This window comes from Pseudomonas sp. NPDC096950, assembly GCF_044762525.1.
In the GTDB taxonomy this organism is placed as follows: domain Bacteria; phylum Pseudomonadota; class Gammaproteobacteria; order Pseudomonadales; family Pseudomonadaceae; genus Aquipseudomonas.
This window is the reverse complement of record NZ_JBIWEL010000007.1, coordinates 2,171-19,350: the sequence shown is the minus strand read 5'-3', so window position 1 is coordinate 19,350 and position 17,180 is coordinate 2,171. Positions and strand designations below refer to the sequence as shown.

Here is a 17,180-nt window from a genome sequence, read left to right as displayed (position 1 = left end):
CGGTGGGTCAGACAACATTAATGTCGACTGACATTTCCTCTTCGCGAGCAAGCCCGCTCCCACAGGTTTTGCGTCTTTGGCCGTGATCCGGGTAAGGCTAAAAGCACCTGTAGATTGTTGTTCACTATTGTTCATTGTCAACCGCCGAAGTGTTCAGTTGTTCAGTCGCAACTGTTCATTTCTGTTCAGCAACGAACGCGCTTTTCGCCGTTCTCCGAGGATTTTTAAACAAGATCAACCACTTGTGATTTCTGGCACGAATGTCGCTCTATCGCTTCGGTCGCTTGACTCCAAATAATAAAAAAGGCCGAGCCATGTCATTAACCCTGGAGCACGTCAGCCGTACCGTCGAGGGCCAGACCTGGATCGACGATGCGTGCCTTGTTTTCGAACCCGGATCCTTCAACGTTTTGCTCGGGCGCACGCTGTCCGGCAAAACCAGCCTCATGCGCCTGATGGCCGGTCTGGATAAGCCCGACAGCGGGCGCATCCTGATGAACGGCGTTGACGTCACCCAACGTCCGGTGCGCCTGCGCAACGTGTCGATGGTCTACCAGCAGTTCATCAACTACCCGACGATGACAGTGTTCGAGAACATCGCTTCGCCCTTGCGCCAGGGCGGTGTGTCGAACGAGGTGATCCAGAGCAAAGTGCTGGAAACCGCGAAGATGCTGCGCATCGAGAAATTCCTCCAGCGCCATCCACTGGAGCTGTCCGGCGGCCAGCAACAGCGCACGGCCATGGCCCGGGCGCTGGTCAAGGATGCCGAACTGATCCTGTTCGACGAACCGCTGGTCAACCTCGACTACAAACTGCGTGAAGAGCTGCGCCAGGAAATGCGCGAGCTGTTCAAGGCGCGGCACACCATCGCGATCTACGCCACCACTGAACCCAACGAAGCCCTCGCGCTCGGTGGCACCACCACGATTCTGCATGAAGGCCGGGTGATCCAGAGCGGCAAGTCTTCCGAGGTCTATCACCAGCCGCAAACGGTGCTGGCGGCGGAGTTGTTCTCCGAACCGCCGATCAACCTGATGCCGGGGCGCATTGCCGGCAACGAAGTGAGTTTTGCGAATTTCGTGCACTTCCCGCTGAACGTCGATCTGCGCCCGGTGGGCGAGGGCGAGTTCCGCTTCGGTGTGCGCCCGAGCCACATCTCCCTGGTGCCGAGCAACGACGATGACCTGGAGCTGGCGGTGACCGTCGAGGTGGCCGAGATCAGCGGCTCGGAAACCTTCCTGCATGTGCGCAACGAGCATTTCCTGTTGGTGCTGCACTTGCCGGGTGTCCACGAATACGACGTCGATGCGCCGATTCGCATCTATATCCCGACCCATAAACTGTTTGTGTTCGATACGCAGGGGCGGCTGGTCCAGGCGCCCGGTCGCCGTATCGCGAGGGTTGCCTGATGGCCGAAATCCGTTTGCAGAACCTCGCCCACAGCTACAGTCGCACGCCGAGCGGCCCAGAGGATTACGCGATTCGCGAGATGGACCACATCTGGGAGCAGGGCGGTGCCTACGCCTTGCTCGGGCCGTCGGGGTGCGGCAAGTCGACCTTGCTCAACATCATTTCCGGGTTGCTCAGCCCGTCCCAGGGCCAGGTGCTGTTCGACAGCAAAGTCGTGAATGACCTGACCCCGGAGAAGCGCAACATCGCCCAGGTTTTCCAGTTCCCGGTGGTCTACGACACCATGACGGTGTTCGACAACCTGGCCTTCCCATTGCGAAACCAGGGCATGGGCGAGGCGAAAATTCACAGCAAGGTGCAGGAAATTGCCGAGGTGCTCGACCTCCAGGCCCTGCTGAGCAAAAAGGCACGCAACCTCACCGCCGATGAAAAACAGAAAGTCTCCATGGGCCGCGGGCTGGTGCGTGATGACGTGTCGGCGATCCTGTTCGACGAGCCGCTGACGGTGATCGACCCGCACCTGAAGTGGAAACTGCGGCGCAAGCTCAAGCAGATCCACGAGCAGTTCAACATCACCATGGTCTACGTCACCCACGATCAGCTCGAAGCCTCGACCTTCGCCGACAAGATCGCGGTGATGTACGGCGGGCAGATCGTGCAGTTCGGCACGCCACGGGAATTGTTCGAGCGGCCGAGCCACACCTTTGTCGGCTATTTCATCGGCAGCCCGGGGATGAACCTGATCGACGTGCAGCCACAGCCCGGCGGTGTCGGTTTCGCTTCGACGCACTTGCCGCTTTCCGACGCGATGCAGAAACAAATCGCCGAGTCCGAGTGGAAAACCCTGAAGGTCGGCATTCGTCCGGAGTTCGTGCATGTGTGGGACGAACCCTTTGATGACGCGATGCAGGCAAAAGTCGTACACATCGAAGACCTTGGTACCTACAAGATCATGACCCTGAACCTCGACGGCGTGCCGTTGAAAGTGCGCCTGGCGGAAGACAAACCGGTGCCTGAAGGCACGGCGCACATCAGCTTCCCGGCGCAATGGTTGATGGTGTATGCGGACGACTATCTGGTGGAGGTGCAGCCATGAACAAGGTGCAGAACAACAAGGCCTGGTGGCTGGTCCTGCCGGTTTTCCTGCTGGTGGCGTTCAGTGCGGTGATCCCGATGATGACCGTGGTCAACTATTCGGTGCAGGACATCTTCGACCAGTCCAGCCGCTACTTCGTCGGTGCCGACTGGTACAAGCAGGTGCTGCTCGACCCGCGCTTGCATGACTCGTTGCTGCGCCAGTTCATCTACTCCGGCTGCGTGTTGCTGATCGAAATTCCGCTGGGCATCGCCATCGCCCTGACCATGCCGACCAAGGGCCGCTGGTCGTCGCTGGTGCTGATTATCCTGGCGATTCCGCTGCTGATTCCGTGGAACGTGGTCGGTACTATCTGGCAGATTTTCGGCCGTGCCGACATCGGTTTGCTCGGTTCCAGCCTGAATGCCATGGGCATGAACTACAACTACGCGTCGAACACCATGGACGCCTGGGTCACCGTGCTGGTGATGGACGTCTGGCACTGGACCTCGCTGGTGGCGCTGTTGTGTTTCTCCGGTTTGCGGGCGATTCCGGACGTGTACTACCAGGCGGCGCGGATTGATCGGGCGTCGTCCTGGGCGGTTTTCCGACACATCCAGTTGCCCAAGCTCAAGAGCGTGCTGTTGATCGCGGTGATGTTGCGCTTCATGGACAGTTTCATGATCTACACCGAGCCGTTCGTGCTCACCGGCGGCGGGCCGGGGAATGCCACGACCTTCCTGAGTCAGACGTTGACCCAGATGGCCGTAGGGCAATTCGACCTCGGCCCGGCGGCGGCATTCTCGCTGGTGTACTTCCTGATCATCCTGTTGGTGTCCTGGCTGTTCTATACCGCCATGACTCACTCTGACGCCAACCGCTGAGGTCTGCCATGAGCAAGAGAAAGCTGATTCCGTTGCTGATCTACATCCTGTTCCTGCTGGTGCCGATCTACTGGCTGCTGAACATGTCCTTCAAGAGCAACACCGAAATCCTCGGCGGCCTGACTCTGTTTCCGCAGGATTTCACCTTCGCCAACTACAAGGTGATCTTCACCGACCCGAGTTGGTACACCGGTTATCTCAACTCGCTGTATTACGTGAGCCTGAACACGGTGATCTCCCTGAGCGTGGCGCTGCCGGCGGCCTATGCGTTCTCGCGGTATCGCTTCCTCGGCGACAAGCACCTGTTTTTCTGGCTGCTGACCAACCGCATGGCGCCGCCGGCGGTGTTCCTGTTGCCGTTCTTCCAGCTGTACTCCTCGATTGGCTTGTTCGATACCCACATCGCCGTGGCCCTGGCCCATTGCCTGTTTAACGTACCGTTGGCGGTGTGGATCCTCGAAGGCTTCATGTCCGGGGTTCCCAAGGAGATCGATGAAACCGCCTACATTGATGGCTACAGTTTTCCGAAGTTCTTCGTGAAGATTTTTATCCCGTTGATTGGCTCGGGCATTGGTGTGACGGCGTTCTTTTGCTTCATGTTTTCCTGGGTCGAGTTGCTGCTGGCGCGGACGCTGACGTCGGTCAATGCCAAGCCCATCGCGGCGGTGATGACCCGCACGGTCTCGGCGTCCGGTATCGACTGGGGCGTGCTGGCGGCGGCGGGGGTGTTGACCATCCTGCCGGGCATGCTGGTGATCTGGTTTGTTCGCAACCACGTGGCCAAGGGCTTTGCCCTGGGCCGAGTCTGAGGAGCTGATGATGGAATGGATGAGTTGGACGGTCCCCACCGCGGCGTTTTTCATCGCCATTGGCCTGATCCTGGTGGGCATGACGACTTGGGAGCTGCGTTCGCCGAGCATTCTTCGCCGTGGTTTGTTGCCGATTGCCACCACCCGTGGCGATCGCTTGTTTATCGGTCTTCTCGGCAGCGCCTACCTGCATTTGCTGGTAATCGGCGTCACCGACTGGAGCATCTGGGTCGCGTCCGCGTTGTCCCTGGTGTGGCTGTTGGCTGTGATGCGTTGGGGCTAGTCGAATCGCTCGGCAATGTTGCTCCGAAACTTAAACAGGAGGTCTCTATGTTCGACAAAAACAATAAGCTGCGACATAGCATTTCATTGGCAGCCATGCTGGCACTCAGCGGTTTGAGCGCATCTGCCTGGGCGGATGCCTACGAAGACGCGGCGAAAAAGTGGATCGGCAGCGAATTCAAACCGTCCACCCTGACGGCTGAACAGCAGCTTGAGGAATTGAAGTGGTTCATCAAGGCCGCCCAGCCGTTTCGCGGGATGGACATCAAGGTTGTCTCGGAAACCCTGACCACCCACGAATATGAGTCCAAGGTGCTGGCCAAGGCCTTTACCGAAATCACCGGGATCAAGGTCACCCACGACTTGCTGCAAGAAGGCGATGTGGTGGAAAAACTGCAGACTGTGATGCAGTCGGACAAGAGCATTTATGACGGCTGGGTCAACGACTCGGACCTGATCGGTACGCACTTCCGCTACGGCAAGACCGAGGCGATCACCGACCTGATGGCTAACGAAGGCAAGGATTTCACCTCGCCGACCCTGGACATCAAGGACTTCATCGGCATTTCCTTCACCACTGCGCCGGACGGCAAGATCTATCAGCTGCCCGACCAGCAGTTCGCCAACCTCTACTGGTTCCGCGCCGACTGGTTCGAACGGCCGGAGCTGAAAGCCAAGTTCAAGGAAAAGTACGGTTACGAATTGGGCGTGCCGGTGAACTGGTCGGCCTATGAAGACATTGCCAAGTTCTTCAGCGAAGACGTCAAGGAAATCGACGGCAAGCGCATCTACGGGCACATGGACTACGGTAAGAAAGACCCGTCCCTGGGCTGGCGCTTCACCGATGCCTGGTTCTCCATGGCCGGTGCCGGCGACAAAGGCATCCCCAATGGTTTGCCGGTGGACGAGTGGGGCATTCGCGTCGAGGACTGCCACCCGGTCGGTTCCAGCATCACCCGTGGCGGCGACACCAACGGCCCGGCGGCGGTCTATGCGACGCAGAAATACGTCGACTGGCTCAAAGCCTACGCGCCACCGGAAGCGGCGGGCATGACCTTCTCCGAATCCGGCCCGGTACCGTCCCAGGGCAACATCGCCCAGCAGATATTCTGGTACACCGCGTTTACTGCCGACATGACCAAACCGGGACTGCCGGTGGTGAACACCGATGGCTCGCCGAAATGGCGCATGGCGCCGTCCCCGCGCGGACCGTATTGGGAAGAGGGCATGAAGCTGGGGTATCAGGACGTGGGTTCCTGGACGTTCATGAAGTCCACGCCTGAGAAACAAAAACTCGCGGCCTGGCTCTACGCGCAGTTTGTAACCTCGAAAACTGTCTCGCTGAAGAAAACCATCGTTGGCCTGACGCCGATTCGAGAGTCGGACATCAACTCGCAAGCCATGACCGACCTGGCACCGAAACTCGGTGGTCTGGTGGAGTTCTACCGCAGCCCGGCCCGCGTGCAATGGACTCCGACCGGGACCAACGTGCCGGACTATCCGCGTTTGGCGCAACTGTGGTGGAGCCACATCGCCGAAGCGGCCAGCGGCGAGAAAACCCCGCAACAAGCGCTCGATGGTCTGGCCAAGGACCAGGACGCCATCATGACCCGGCTTGAACGTTCCAAGGTGCAACCGGTGTGCGGGCCGAAAATGAACCCGGAACGGGATGCGCAGTACTGGTTCGATCAACCGGGTGCGCCGAAGCCTAAATTGGCGAACGAGAAGCCTAAAGGCGAGACCGTGAGCTACACCGAACTGCTGAAATCGTGGGCGGATGCGCGTAAGTAAGAAGCTGTAATGTGAAATGCGAACGGCACCGGAAGGTGCCGTTTTCATTGGTGGCAGATAGACCGCTTTCGCGAGCAAGCCCGCTCAGGAGTTCAGGGTTGTCCACGGATTCCCTGTGGTAGCGGGCTTGCTCGCGAAGAGGCCATCTAATACATCCAATTTCTTGAGCCGATCAAACACCTCACAAATACAGTGTTCAGATGAGGAGTGGTGGATCGATCAGACCAGTACAGCCAAATCCGTGTACCTGGCAACTAACGGGTCAGCGGTGAGGAGCTTCATAGGTTCTGTCATGGCCGTTGCGACAATGAGACGGTCAAAGGGATCACGATGGTGATGTTCCAGATCTTTCACTGCAATGGCATGTTCCGAGGTCACAGCCAGTTCGATGAACCCACTGTCGAGGCAATACTGGCGTAGTTCTTCCAGATCAACGTTCAGTTTTCCCAGCCCGACCTTGATCGACATCTCCCAGAATGTCGCTGCGCTGATATAAATGTCGGCCGCGTTTTCAATGAGTTTTCTGGCCTTGCCAGAGAGCTTCGGATCATCGCTGAGTGTCCAAAGCAGAATGTGAGTATCGAGCAATAACCTCATCCTTGAGTGCCTTCAAAAGCATCGAGCATATCGTCCGGCAGAGGTGCATCGAAGTCTTCGGGAAGAACAAGTTTGCCTTTCATCGCTCCGATACGCTGTCCGCAATGCTTGTCCATGGGGACCAAGCGGGCAAGGGCCCGACCATGTTTGGCAATCGTGATGATCTGCCCTGCTGCTGCGTCATCGACGAGTTTGGATAAATTGTTTTTTGCTTCCGCCAGCGGAACGATGATCATCATTGCTCTCCCATATTCTGGACAAATATAGCCAGAATATTTTGGAGCTGCAAAGTCGTATGATTGCTCTGTGCAGATGAGCGGAGGATTGGTGAGTTCCGCTTTGTAGTGTAGGTGCGCGACCTTGCTTTGGCGCTGCGCCGCCAGAGCGTCGAAGCCGTCTACTAACTCAAGAAAAATGTCCCGTTTCATTATTCGCTCTCTTTTGATTGCTCTGTCCAGCAGTCATCCAAGATAGGACCAAGGACATGATGCTGGCTGTAGGACGAAACGGACAATCCAGCGAGAGCTTTCGGCGATTGCGGGTGGATGGAAGAGCAGCGGTAACAAATCTTACAAACGCAAAAACGGCACCCGAAGGTGCCGTTTCTGTTTTCTACCAACTACCGCTACACGATCAACCCGCCAGACCGGCCTGCTGAACCAGCACCAGCAACGGCTGCGGATACAGACCCAGGAAGAACGCCAGGGCGGCGATGGCCAGCAGCATGACGCCGCCTGCCTTTTGTTCCCAGTGCAGTTGGGCGTCGTGGCGACGCAGGTTCGGTTCGATCAGGTACAGGGTGACCATCACGCGCAGGTAGTAGAAGACACCGATAGCGCTGCCCAGTACCAGGGAACCGACCAGCCACCATTGGTGCGACTCGACGCCGGTAGCAATGATGTAGAACTTGCCGATGAAGCCCGCGGTCAGCGGGATGCCGGCCAGGGACAGCATCATCACGGTCAGCACGGCGGTCAGGTACGGACGGCGCCAGAACAGGCCGCGGTATTCGTACAGGGCATCCGCGTCACGGCCGTTGTACGGCGAGGACATCAGGGTGATCACGCCGAAGGCGCCGAGGCTGGTGATCACGTAGGTGACCAGGTACACGCCGATGGCTTCCACGGCCAGACCCTTGCTCGCCACCAGGGCGATCAACAGGTAACCGAAGTGAGCGATGGACGAGTAACCCAGCAGACGCTTGAGGTTGCTTTGGGTCAGTGCCAGCAGGTTACCGAACAGGATCGACGCGATGGCGATGATGGTCAGCACGTCGCTCAGCACACCGCTGCTTGCGGCAGGGGAGATCTGGAACAGACGCACCATCACGGCGAACACCGCAACTTTGGAAGCGGTCGCGAGGAACGCGGCCACCGGTGCCGGAGCCCCTTCGTAAACGTCCGGGGTCCAGAGGTGGAACGGTACCAGCGACAGCTTGAACGCCAGGCCGATCAGCATCATGCCCAGGCCCATTTGCGCCAGGGAGCTTGGCAGGCCAGTCGCGGCCAGTGCTTGACCGATACCGACGAAGCTCAGGCTGCCGGAGTCGGCGTAGAGCAGGGCCATACCGAACAACAGGAACGCGGAACCGGCGGCCGACAGCACCATGTACTTGATACCGGCTTCCAGCGAGCGCTTGTTGAAGAAGGCATACGCCACCAGACCGTAGACCGGCACCGACAACAGTTCCAGACCGATGAACAACCCGGCCAGGTGTTGCGCGCTGACCAGGACCAGGCCACCGGCGGCGGCCATCAGGATCAGCAGGTACAGTTCTTCGCGGTTGCCCGGGTAACCCGAACCGCCATCGCCGAGGTAGGCGTGGGCGAGGGTCACACAAGCGAGGGTGGCGACCAGGATCAGCGCCATGTACAGGCAGGCGAAGCTATCGATTTGCAGCAGTGGGGTCACGGCCAATGGCGCGACTTTCAAGGCTGGCAGGATCGACAGCAAGGCCAGGTTCAAACCCGCCACGGAAATCAGGAAGGTCTGCGAGTGGTTGCGGCGCCAGGCGATGGCCAGCATCACCACGATGATCGTGGCGGTGGTGATCAACAACGGCGCGAGCGCGATAAAGTGTTGAGTCGTGAATTCCATAGCGCTCTTACCGGGCCGAAGCGAGTTGAGTGAAGGCGGTACCGAGCCACTGCTGCACGCCATGCATCGTCGCGGCAGAAGTGTCGAGGAACGGCTGCGGGTACACGCCGATGTAAATCAGCAGCGCCGCCAGGCCGACCACCATGATCAGTTCGCGACCATCCATGCCATGCAACACCGCGTCCGACTTGGACGGGCCGAAGTAGGCACGGTGGATCATGATCAGCGAGTAGACCGAACCGAACACCAGGCCCGTCGTTGCGATCGCGGTGATCCACGGTGCAGCGGCGAACGTGCCGATCAGGATCAGGAACTCACCGACGAAGTTGCCGGTACCCGGCAAGCCCAGGGACGCGGCTGCGAAGAACAGGCTGATGGCCGGCAGGTAAGCGATCTTCGACCACAGGCCACCCATTTCACGCATGTCGCGGGTGTGGGTGCGTTCGTACAACTGACCACTGAGGATAAACAGTGCAGCGGCCGACAGACCGTGGGCCAGCATCTGCATCACCGCGCCCTGCAGCGCCAGTTGGCTGCCGGAGTAGATGCCGATCAACACGAAACCCATGTGGGAAACGGAGGAGTAGGCGATCAGACGCTTGATGTCGGTTTGGGCGAAGGCCAGGAACGCACCGTAGAAGATCCCGATCAGACCGAGGGTCATGGCGATCGGCGCAAACTCGGCCGAGGCATTCGGGAACAGCGGCAGGGCGAAACGCAGCAGGCCGTAGGCCGCCGTCTTCAACAAGATACCGGCCAGGTCGACCGAACCCGCGGTTGGCGCCTGGGCGTGAGCATCAGGCAACCAGGAGTGGAACGGCACGACCGGCAGTTTCACCGCGAAAGCGATGAAGAAGCCGAGCATCAGGATGTACTCGGTCGTGAGCGACATCTTGGTTTTCAGCAGGTCGGCATAGTTGAACGTGATCACGCCGGTGCTGTTGAAGTTGACCAGCACCAGGCCCAGGATCGCCACCAACATGATCAGGCCGGAAGCCTGGGTGAAGATGAAGAACTTGGTCGCCGCGTAGATCCGGGTTTTCTTGCCGTCCGAAGAGCTGTGACCCCAGAGCGCGATGAGGAAGTACATCGGCACCAGCATCATTTCCCAGAAGAAGAAGAACATGAACAGGTCGAGGGCGAGGAACACGCCGACGACACCGCCCAGGATCCACATCAGGTTCAAGTGGAAGAAGCCGACGTGACGCTGGATCTCTTTCCACGAGCAGAGTACCGAGAGGATACCCAGCAGGCCGGTCAGCAGGATCATCAGCAGCGACAGGCCGTCGAGGGCCAGGTGCACGCTGATGCCGAAGCGCTGGATCCAGATGTGCTTGAACTCAAGCGCCCAGACCGGATCGGCGCCAGGCGCCGGAGCAAATGAATAATTACCGTGGGCCCACAGCCAGAGGCCGAGTGCGAGTTCCAGGGTCATGGTCAACAGCGCAATCCAGCGGGGGAGGGTAGCGCCGAAGCGCTCTCCCATCCAGCACAGCAGGCCGCCGATGAAGGGGATCAGGATTAGCCAAGGCAGAATCATGACGGGCTCAATTCCTTTCGCAAGTTCGCAAGGTTCATATTCAGACCGCTACCAGCACGATGGCGCCGATGACCAGCACGGAGCCGGCTGCCATCGAGGCCGCGTACCAACGCAGTTGACCGGTTTCGGTACGGCTCAGGGCGGTGTGGCCGCCTTTGGCCATACGCGGGATCAAACCGATGGTCTGATCGAGCGGGTCTCTGCGCAGTGCGTGGCTGATCGCAAGGTATGGCTTGACGAACAGTTTGTCGTAGATCCAGTCGAAGCCCCAGGCAGCGAACCACCAGGCCGAAAGGAAGCGGCCGATGCCGCTGTTGGCGATTGCAGTGACGAAACGACGCTTGCCGAGGAACAGCAGCGCGGCCAGCAGGATACCGGCCAGGGCGATGGCGCCCGACGCGATTTCCAGACTGTGCTTGGCTTCGCCGCCGGCATGGCCAACGCTTTCCGGCAACACGCCGTGCAGCGGTGGAACGATCATGGCGCCGACGAAGGTCGACAACACGATCAGCACCGACAGTGGCAGCCAGTGAGCGATGCCGTGACCGGCGTGGGCTTCGGTCTTCGCTTCACCGTGGAACGCGATGAAGATCAGGCGGAAGGTGTACAGCGAAGTCATGAACGCGCCGACCAGACCTGCGTACAGCAGACCGTGGTTGCCGCTGGCGAACGCCTCCCAGAGGATTTCGTCCTTGGAGTAGAAGCCTGCGGTCACCAGTGGCAGGGCAGACAATGCCGCGCCGCCGACGATGAAGCTGGTGTAGGCCAGCGGCAGTTTCTTCCACAGACCGCCCATCTTGAAGATGTTCTGCTCGTGGTGGCAGGCAACGATCACCGCACCGGAGGCAAGGAACAGCAGCGCCTTGAAGAAGGCGTGGGTCATCAGGTGGAAGATCGCGCCTTCCCATGCGCCAACGCCCAGGGCCAGGAACATGTAGCCGATCTGGCTCATGGTCGAGTAGGCGAGGATACGTTTGATGTCGGTCTGGACCAGCGCGGCAAAACCGGCGAGGACCAGGGTCACGCCACCAACGACGCCGACCAGGTGCAGGATATCCGGCGCCAGGGCGAACAGGCCGTGAGTACGGGCGATCAGGTAAACGCCTGCGGTCACCATGGTTGCGGCGTGGATCAGGGCCGAAACCGGGGTAGGACCGGCCATCGCATCCGCCAGCCAGGTTTGCAGCGGCAGCTGCGCGGATTTACCGACAGCGCCGCCCAGCAGCATCAGGGTCGCCAGGACAATCCAGAAGTCGCCGACCTTGAAGTGCTCAGGTGCCTTGACCAGCAGTTCCTGGATGTTCAGCGTGCCCAACTGTTGGAACAGGATGAACAGGCCGATGGCCATGAACACGTCGCCGATCCGGGTAACGATGAACGCCTTGAGTGCCGCGTTACCGTTGTTGCGGTTGCTGTAGTAGAAACCGATCAACAGGTACGAGCACAGGCCCACACCTTCCCAGCCGAAGTACAGGAACAACAGGTTATCGCCCAGGATCAGGAACAGCATGCTGGCGATAAACAGGTTGGTGTAGGCGAAGAAGCGCGAGTAACCGTCTTCACCGCGCATGTACCAGGACGCGAACAGGTGGATCAGGAAGCCGACACCGACCACCACGCCAAGCATGGTGACCGACAGGCCATCCAGATACAGCGCGAAGTTCGGCGTGAAGCCTTCAACCGCCATCCACTGCCACAACACCTGGGTGTAGTGGCCGCCTTCCGGCGGGGCGACGTTGAATTGCCAGATCACGTAAGCGGCGACAATCGCCGACAGGCCAATGGAACCGACGCCAATCAGCGCCGACAGGTTTTCCGAGAAGCGGCCGCGTGAGAACGACAGCAGCAGGAAACCTATGAGAGGGAATACGAAAGTCAGATAGAGAAGATTCATCCGCGCATCTCGCTGGCAGCGTCGATATCGAGAGTGTGGAAGCGGCGATACAGCTGCAACAGAATCGCCAGGCCAATACTGGCCTCGGCGGCTGCCAGGCTGATCACCAGGATGAACATGATCTGTCCATCCGGCTGACCCCAGCGGCTACCGGCAACGATGAACGCCAAAGCGGAGGCATTCATCATGACCTCCAGGCTCATCAGCACGAAGAGAATGTTGCGGCGGACCATCAGGCCGACCAGACCGAGGCAGAACAGGATGCCGGCGACCGCCAGACCATGCTCCAAAGGGATAGCAGGCATCGTCATTGCTCCTTGGCTTCGTTGCGGCCCAAGTGGAACGCCGTGACGGCTGCGGCGAGCAGCAGCATCGAGGCGAGTTCGACCACCAGCAGGTACGGACCGAACAGGCTGATGCCCACGGCCTTCGCGTCGACGGTGGTGTGGCCGACGGCCTGGCCGCTGGAATGGCTGAACAGTACGTACAGCAGTTCAGCCAGCAGCAGGGCGCCGAGAATAACCGGGCCGAGCCAGATGCCGGGCTTGAGCCAGACGCGCTCTTGCTGAACCGAGGCGGGACCGAGGTTCAGCATCATCACCACGAACACGAACAGCACCATGATGGCGCCGGCGTAGGCGATCACTTCCAGCACACCGGCGAACGGCGCGCCGAGGGCGAAAAACGTCATCGCCACGGCAATCAGCGAAATGATCAGGTAGAGCAGGGCGTGCACAGGGTTGGTGTTGGTGATCACGCGAAGCGTGGACACCACCGCGATACCCGATGCGAAATAGAAAGCGAATTCCATCTTTCTTCCTTAAGGCAGCAAGCTCTTCACGTTGATCGGTTCGGCTTCATTCTGCGCGGAGCCTTTCGGCTTCCCGGCAATCGCCATACCTGCAACACGATAGAAGTTGTAATCAGGGTTTTTGCCGGGGCCGGAGATCAGCAGATCTTCTTTCTCGTAAACCAGGTCCTGACGTTTGAACTCGGCCATCTCGAAATCCGGTGTCAGCTGGATCGCGGTGGTCGGGCAGGCTTCCTCGCAGAGGCCGCAAAAGATGCAGCGCGAGAAGTTGATGCGGAAGAAGTCCGGGTACCAGCGACCGTCTTCGGTTTCGGCTTTCTGCAGCGAGATGCAACCGACCGGGCACGCCACGGCGCACAGGTTGCAGGCTACACAACGCTCTTCGCCATCAGGGTCGCGGGTCAGGACGATACGGCCACGGTAGCGCGGCGGCAGGTACACGGCTTCTTCCGGGTACTGCAGCGTGTCGCGCTTGCGGAAGGCATGGCCGAAGATCATCACCAGGCTGCGAAGCTGGGTGAAGAAGCCATGCACGATGTCAAATATGTACTTCATGATTCTCTATCCTCACTGAGCCGCGACGGCGGGCGTGTTGAGCAACACGATCGCAGCGGTCACCAGCATGTTGACGAGGGTCAGCGGCAGGCAGAACTTCCAGCTGAAATCCATCACTTGGTCATACCGTGGGCGCGGGATCGAGGCGCGCAGCAGGATGAAGATCATGATGAAGAACGCGGTTTTGAGCGCGAACCAGATGAACGGGATCTGCGGCAGGATGCCGAACGGGCCGTGCCAGCCACCGAAGAACAGGGTCACCAGCAGCGCCGAAATCAACACGATGCCGATGTACTCACCAACGAAGAACATGCCCCATTTCATGCCGGCGTATTCAATGTGGTAACCGTCGGCCAGTTCCTGTTCCGCTTCCGGCTGGTCGAACGGGTGACGGTGAGTCACGGCGACGCCGGCGATGAAGAAGGTCAGGAAACCGAAGATCTGCGGAATGATGAACCACAGGTTCTGCGCTTGATAATCGACGATGTCGCGCATGTTGAACGAGCCGACCTGGATCACGATGCCCATCAACGACAGGCCCATGAACACTTCGTACGACACGGTTTGCGCCGAGGCCCGCAAGCTGCCCAGCAGGGCGAACTTGTTGTTACTCGACCAACCGGCGAACAACACCGCGTAGACCGACAGACCGGCCATGGCGAAGAAGAACAGGATGCCGATGTTCAGGTCCGCGACGCCCCAGCTCGGGGTGATCGGGATGATCGCGAAGGCAATCAGCAGGGCGCTCATGGCGACTACCGGTGCCAGGGTGAAGATCATCTTGTCGGCGAACGGCGGCGTCCAGTCTTCCTTGAAGAACATCTTGATCATGTCGGCCGCGATCTGGAACGCGCCGAACGGGCCGACGCGGTTCGGACCGTAACGGTCCTGCCAGAGGGCGAGCAGACGACGCTCGACCCAGCTCAGCAGCGCGCCGCACACCACCACGGCGAGCAGAATCACGATGGCCTTGAGGACCGCGATGATCACGTCGATCACTTCAGGAGTGAACCAGGTCATTGAGCTGCCTCCTGCAGTCCGTCAACGGTTTTGCCAAAGATTGCCGCTGGAATGCCGGCGATACCCGCAGGCAATGCCACCAGGCCAGCGCCCAGCTCTTCATTGATACGCAGTGGCAGACGCAGGGTCTGGCCGTCGACGTTCACGTTGAGCAGGGCACCATCGTTGACGCCAAGGCGATCGGCTTCGGATTTGGCCAAAGCGACGTAGGCAGCCGGAATGCGTTCCTGAACCGGTGCGGCTTTCGAAGAGTTCTCTTCGCTGCCGAGCAGGTGGAAGAACGGCACGACCTGCCAGGTGCCCGGCGCCGGGTTGAACGCGCGCGGAACACTGGCGAACCAGTTCAGCGAATCACCGGTGCTTTCGATCAGGCGGGTGCCCGGGTCGCCAGCGCGGATGTGACCACCGACTTCGTCCTGGAACTTGTTCCAGGCTTGCGGCGAGTTCCAGCCCGGCGACCAGGCGAATGGCACTTGCTGACGCGGTTCGACCGAGCCCGAGTAACCTTCCATCGAGAAGTTGAACGCGGTGTCGTTGTCTTGCGGGGTACGCGGTTCGTGCACGCTGATGTCAGCACGCATGGCGGTACGACCGGAATAACGCAGCGGTTCCCGGGCCAGTTTCATGCCTTTGATGCGGAACGCGGCGGACGGTGCGGCATCAACGATGCGCGCCAGTTGCGGCGTGCTCGAAGCCACGGCAGCGGTGACGTGGTCCAGTTGGGTCCAGTCGATCGGCTGGTTCAACAGGGTCGCGCGCAGGGCATGCAGCCAGCGCCAGCCTTCGTGAACCAGGATGCTCGCGTCCATGTATTTCGGGTCGAACACCTGGAAGAAACGCTGGGCGCGGCCTTCCTGGCTGACCAACGTACCGTCGCCTTCAGCGAAGCTGGCGGCTGGCAGGACCAGGTGCGCGCGATCGCTGGTGGCGGTCTTCTGATGGTCGGCCACGATCACCACTTTCGCGGCGTTCAGGGCGGCATCGACCTTGGCTTTGTCGGTACGGGTGTACAGGTCGTTTTCCAGCACGACGATGGCGTCGGCCTTGCCGTCGATCACGGCTTGCAGCGCGTCGTCGACCGAGTTGCCACCGAGCATGGCCAGGCCGAGGCTGTTGGCCTCTGGCACGATCAGGCTGATGGAACCGTTCTTCTCGCGCAGCTTCAAGGCTTTGGCGATGTTCGCCGCGGCTTCGATCAGCGCTTTGGAACCGAGCGAAGTACCGGCAATGATCAGCGGACGCTTGGCGGCCAGCAGGGCATTGGCGATGCGTTGGGCCAGTTCCACGGCTTCAGCGTCCAGGCCTTCAACGGCAGGAGCGCTGGCGTCGAGGGCGTGGGCCACGGCGAAACCGATACGGGCCAGGTCGTCCGGGGCAGCGTGTACGCATTCTTCGGCAATGTCGTCGAGCTTGGTTTCAGCCAGGCTGGCGATGAACAGCGGGTTCAGCTCGTGCTGGCCGATGTTCTTCACGGCGGCGTCGAGCCACGGCTGAACGCGCATCGCGTCGGCCATGTCTTCGGCCTTGCCTTTGACCGATTGACGCAGGGACAGGGCCATGCGCGCAGCGGTCTGGGTCAGGTCTTCGCCGAGGACGAAGATCGCGTCGTGGTCTTCGATGTCGCGCATGTTCGGGATCGGCAGCGGGCTGTCTTTCAGCACTTGCATGACCAGACGGATACGCTCCAGCTCCGCAGCTTCGATACCGGAGTAGAAGTGCTCGGCACCGACCAGTTCGCGCAACGCGAAGTTGCTTTCGAGGCTGGCGCGCGGCGAACCGATACCGACGATGTTGCGACCGCGCAGCAGGTCAGCGGCTTTATCCAGCGCTTCGTCGAGGGTCAGCTTGGCACCGTTGGCCAGCAATGGCTGACGCGGGCGGTCTTCGCGGTTGACGTAGCCATAGCCGAAACGGCCACGGTCGCACAGGAAGTACTGGTTGACCGAACCGTTGAAGCGGTTTTCGATACGACGCAGTTCACCGTAGCGTTCGCCCGGCGAAATGTTGCAACCGCTGGAGCAACCATGGCAGATGCTCGGCGAGAACTGCATGTCCCACTTGCGGTTGTAGCGCTCGGAGTGAGTCTTGTCGGTGAACACACCGGTCGGGCAGACCTCGGTGAGGTTGCCGGAGAACTCGCTTTCCAGGGTGCCGTCTTCAACGCGACCGAAGTACACGTTGTCGTGGGCGCCGAACACACCGAGGTCGGTGCCGCCGGCGTAGTCCTTATAGAAGCGCACGCAGCGGTAGCAAGCGATGCAGCGGTTCATCTCGTGACCGATGAACGGGCCGAGATCCTGGTTCTGGTGAGTACGCTTGGTGAAGCGATACCGGCGCTCGTTGTGGCCGGTCATCACCGTCATGTCTTGCAGGTGGCAGTGACCGCCTTCCTCACAGACCGGGCAGTCGTGGGGG

At 60.0% G+C, this 17,180-nt stretch carries 16 protein-coding genes; 6 read left to right on the top strand and 10 right to left on the bottom strand.

Going from position 1 to position 17,180, the window contains the following annotated elements:
* The first annotated feature begins 314 nt into the window (after positions 1 to 314).
* Genes ACIQY3_RS13605 through ACIQY3_RS13580 form a run of 6 tightly spaced genes read left to right on the top strand, consistent with a single transcriptional unit; the run spans position 315 to position 6,251 of the window.
* Positions 315 to 1,409, top strand: coding sequence for an ABC transporter ATP-binding protein (locus ACIQY3_RS13605; protein ID WP_123403095.1), 1,095 nt, complete (start codon positions 315 to 317; stop codon positions 1,407 to 1,409).
* Positions 1,409 to 2,506, top strand: coding sequence for an ABC transporter ATP-binding protein (locus ACIQY3_RS13600; protein WP_403020023.1), 1,098 nt, complete (start codon positions 1,409 to 1,411; stop codon positions 2,504 to 2,506). Before ACIQY3_RS13605 ends, ACIQY3_RS13600 begins: the two co-directional genes overlap by 1 nt.
* Complete coding sequence (locus tag ACIQY3_RS13595; RefSeq protein WP_163913756.1) at positions 2,503 to 3,369, top strand: carbohydrate ABC transporter permease; 867 nt, start codon at positions 2,503 to 2,505, stop codon at positions 3,367 to 3,369. Before ACIQY3_RS13600 ends, ACIQY3_RS13595 begins: the two co-directional genes overlap by 4 nt.
* Positions 3,370 to 3,377: 8 nt before the next feature.
* Complete coding sequence (locus ACIQY3_RS13590; RefSeq protein WP_163913758.1) at positions 3,378 to 4,178, top strand: carbohydrate ABC transporter permease; 801 nt, start codon at positions 3,378 to 3,380, stop codon at positions 4,176 to 4,178.
* A gap of 10 nt (positions 4,179 to 4,188) precedes the next feature.
* Positions 4,189 to 4,461, top strand: a complete 273-nt coding sequence (locus tag ACIQY3_RS13585; protein ID WP_403020018.1) for a DUF2160 domain-containing protein — start codon at positions 4,189 to 4,191, stop codon at positions 4,459 to 4,461.
* A 47-nt stretch (positions 4,462 to 4,508) separates the two neighbouring features.
* Entirely contained in the window at positions 4,509 to 6,251 is a 1,743-nt protein-coding gene (locus tag ACIQY3_RS13580) for an extracellular solute-binding protein (protein ID WP_403020016.1), read from the top strand.
* Between the two features lie 219 nt (positions 6,252 to 6,470).
* On the opposite strand, the gene ACIQY3_RS13575 is transcribed toward ACIQY3_RS13580, so the two are convergent.
* From ACIQY3_RS13575 to nuoG, 10 genes are all read right to left on the bottom strand, one after another.
* The gene (locus ACIQY3_RS13575) at positions 6,471 to 6,848 is read right to left on the bottom strand and encodes a type II toxin-antitoxin system VapC family toxin (RefSeq protein WP_403020014.1); all 378 of its coding nucleotides are present in this window, start codon (positions 6,846 to 6,848) and stop codon (positions 6,471 to 6,473) included.
* Positions 6,845 to 7,276 (bottom strand): type II toxin-antitoxin system Phd/YefM family antitoxin, encoded by a 432-nt coding sequence (locus tag ACIQY3_RS13570; protein WP_256735591.1) that lies wholly within the window; start codon positions 7,274 to 7,276, stop codon positions 6,845 to 6,847. The genes ACIQY3_RS13575 and ACIQY3_RS13570 overlap by 4 nt, the downstream gene beginning before the upstream one ends.
* Before the next feature lie 205 nt (positions 7,277 to 7,481).
* Entirely contained in the window at positions 7,482 to 8,945 is a 1,464-nt protein-coding gene (nuoN, locus tag ACIQY3_RS13565) for an NADH-quinone oxidoreductase subunit NuoN (RefSeq protein ID WP_403020010.1), read from the bottom strand.
* A 7-nt stretch (positions 8,946 to 8,952) separates the two neighbouring features.
* Entirely contained in the window at positions 8,953 to 10,485 is a 1,533-nt protein-coding gene (gene nuoM, locus ACIQY3_RS13560) for an NADH-quinone oxidoreductase subunit M (protein WP_403020007.1), read from the bottom strand.
* A gap of 40 nt (positions 10,486 to 10,525) precedes the next feature.
* Positions 10,526 to 12,379: an NADH-quinone oxidoreductase subunit L gene (gene nuoL, locus ACIQY3_RS13555; protein ID WP_403020005.1), complete on the bottom strand. Its 1,854-nt coding sequence runs from the start codon at positions 12,377 to 12,379 to the stop codon at positions 10,526 to 10,528.
* Positions 12,376 to 12,684 (bottom strand): NADH-quinone oxidoreductase subunit NuoK, encoded by a 309-nt coding sequence (gene nuoK, locus ACIQY3_RS13550; protein ID WP_007905077.1) that lies wholly within the window; start codon positions 12,682 to 12,684, stop codon positions 12,376 to 12,378. Before nuoK ends, nuoL begins: the two co-directional genes overlap by 4 nt.
* Positions 12,685 to 12,686: 2 nt before the next feature.
* Positions 12,687 to 13,190: an NADH-quinone oxidoreductase subunit J gene (gene nuoJ, locus ACIQY3_RS13545; protein ID WP_403020003.1), complete on the bottom strand. Its 504-nt coding sequence runs from the start codon at positions 13,188 to 13,190 to the stop codon at positions 12,687 to 12,689.
* A gap of 9 nt (positions 13,191 to 13,199) precedes the next feature.
* On the bottom strand, positions 13,200 to 13,745 hold the full coding sequence (nuoI, locus tag ACIQY3_RS13540) for an NADH-quinone oxidoreductase subunit NuoI (RefSeq protein ID WP_157712570.1): 546 nt from the start codon (positions 13,743 to 13,745) through the stop codon (positions 13,200 to 13,202).
* 12 nt (positions 13,746 to 13,757) lie between these two features.
* Complete coding sequence (gene nuoH, locus ACIQY3_RS13535; protein ID WP_403019999.1) at positions 13,758 to 14,765, bottom strand: NADH-quinone oxidoreductase subunit NuoH; 1,008 nt, start codon at positions 14,763 to 14,765, stop codon at positions 13,758 to 13,760.
* Positions 14,762 to 17,180 (bottom strand): NADH-quinone oxidoreductase subunit NuoG (gene nuoG / locus ACIQY3_RS13530; protein ID WP_403019995.1); only part of this gene is annotated, 2,419 nt, incomplete at its 5' end. The genes nuoG and nuoH, both read right to left, overlap by 4 nt.

Bases quoted from the DNA above. Each gene is read 5' to 3' on its own strand.
- ACIQY3_RS13580 (WP_403020016.1), top strand. From the start codon at position 4,509: ATGTTCGACAAAAACAATAAGCTGCGACATAGCATTTCATTGGCAGCC.
- nuoK (WP_007905077.1), bottom strand. From the start codon at position 12,684: ATGCCTGCTATCCCTTTGGAGCATGGTCTGGCGGTCGCCGGCATCCTG.
- ACIQY3_RS13600 (WP_403020023.1), top strand. From the start codon at position 1,409: ATGGCCGAAATCCGTTTGCAGAACCTCGCCCACAGCTACAGTCGCACG.
- nuoL (WP_403020005.1), bottom strand. From the start codon at position 12,379: ATGAATCTTCTCTATCTGACTTTCGTATTCCCTCTCATAGGTTTCCTG.
- nuoJ (WP_403020003.1), bottom strand. From the start codon at position 13,190: ATGGAATTCGCTTTCTATTTCGCATCGGGTATCGCGGTGGTGTCCACG.
- nuoI (WP_157712570.1), bottom strand. From the start codon at position 13,745: ATGAAGTACATATTTGACATCGTGCATGGCTTCTTCACCCAGCTTCGC.
- nuoM (WP_403020007.1), bottom strand. From the start codon at position 10,485: ATGATTCTGCCTTGGCTAATCCTGATCCCCTTCATCGGCGGCCTGCTG.
- ACIQY3_RS13590 (WP_163913758.1), top strand. From the start codon at position 3,378: ATGAGCAAGAGAAAGCTGATTCCGTTGCTGATCTACATCCTGTTCCTG.
- ACIQY3_RS13595 (WP_163913756.1), top strand. From the start codon at position 2,503: ATGAACAAGGTGCAGAACAACAAGGCCTGGTGGCTGGTCCTGCCGGTT.
- ACIQY3_RS13585 (WP_403020018.1), top strand. From the start codon at position 4,189: ATGGAATGGATGAGTTGGACGGTCCCCACCGCGGCGTTTTTCATCGCC.
- ACIQY3_RS13605 (WP_123403095.1), top strand. From the start codon at position 315: ATGTCATTAACCCTGGAGCACGTCAGCCGTACCGTCGAGGGCCAGACC.
- ACIQY3_RS13570 (WP_256735591.1), bottom strand. From the start codon at position 7,276: ATGAAACGGGACATTTTTCTTGAGTTAGTAGACGGCTTCGACGCTCTG.
- ACIQY3_RS13575 (WP_403020014.1), bottom strand. From the start codon at position 6,848: ATGAGGTTATTGCTCGATACTCACATTCTGCTTTGGACACTCAGCGAT.
- nuoN (WP_403020010.1), bottom strand. From the start codon at position 8,945: ATGGAATTCACGACTCAACACTTTATCGCGCTCGCGCCGTTGTTGATC.
- nuoH (WP_403019999.1), bottom strand. From the start codon at position 14,765: ATGACCTGGTTCACTCCTGAAGTGATCGACGTGATCATCGCGGTCCTC.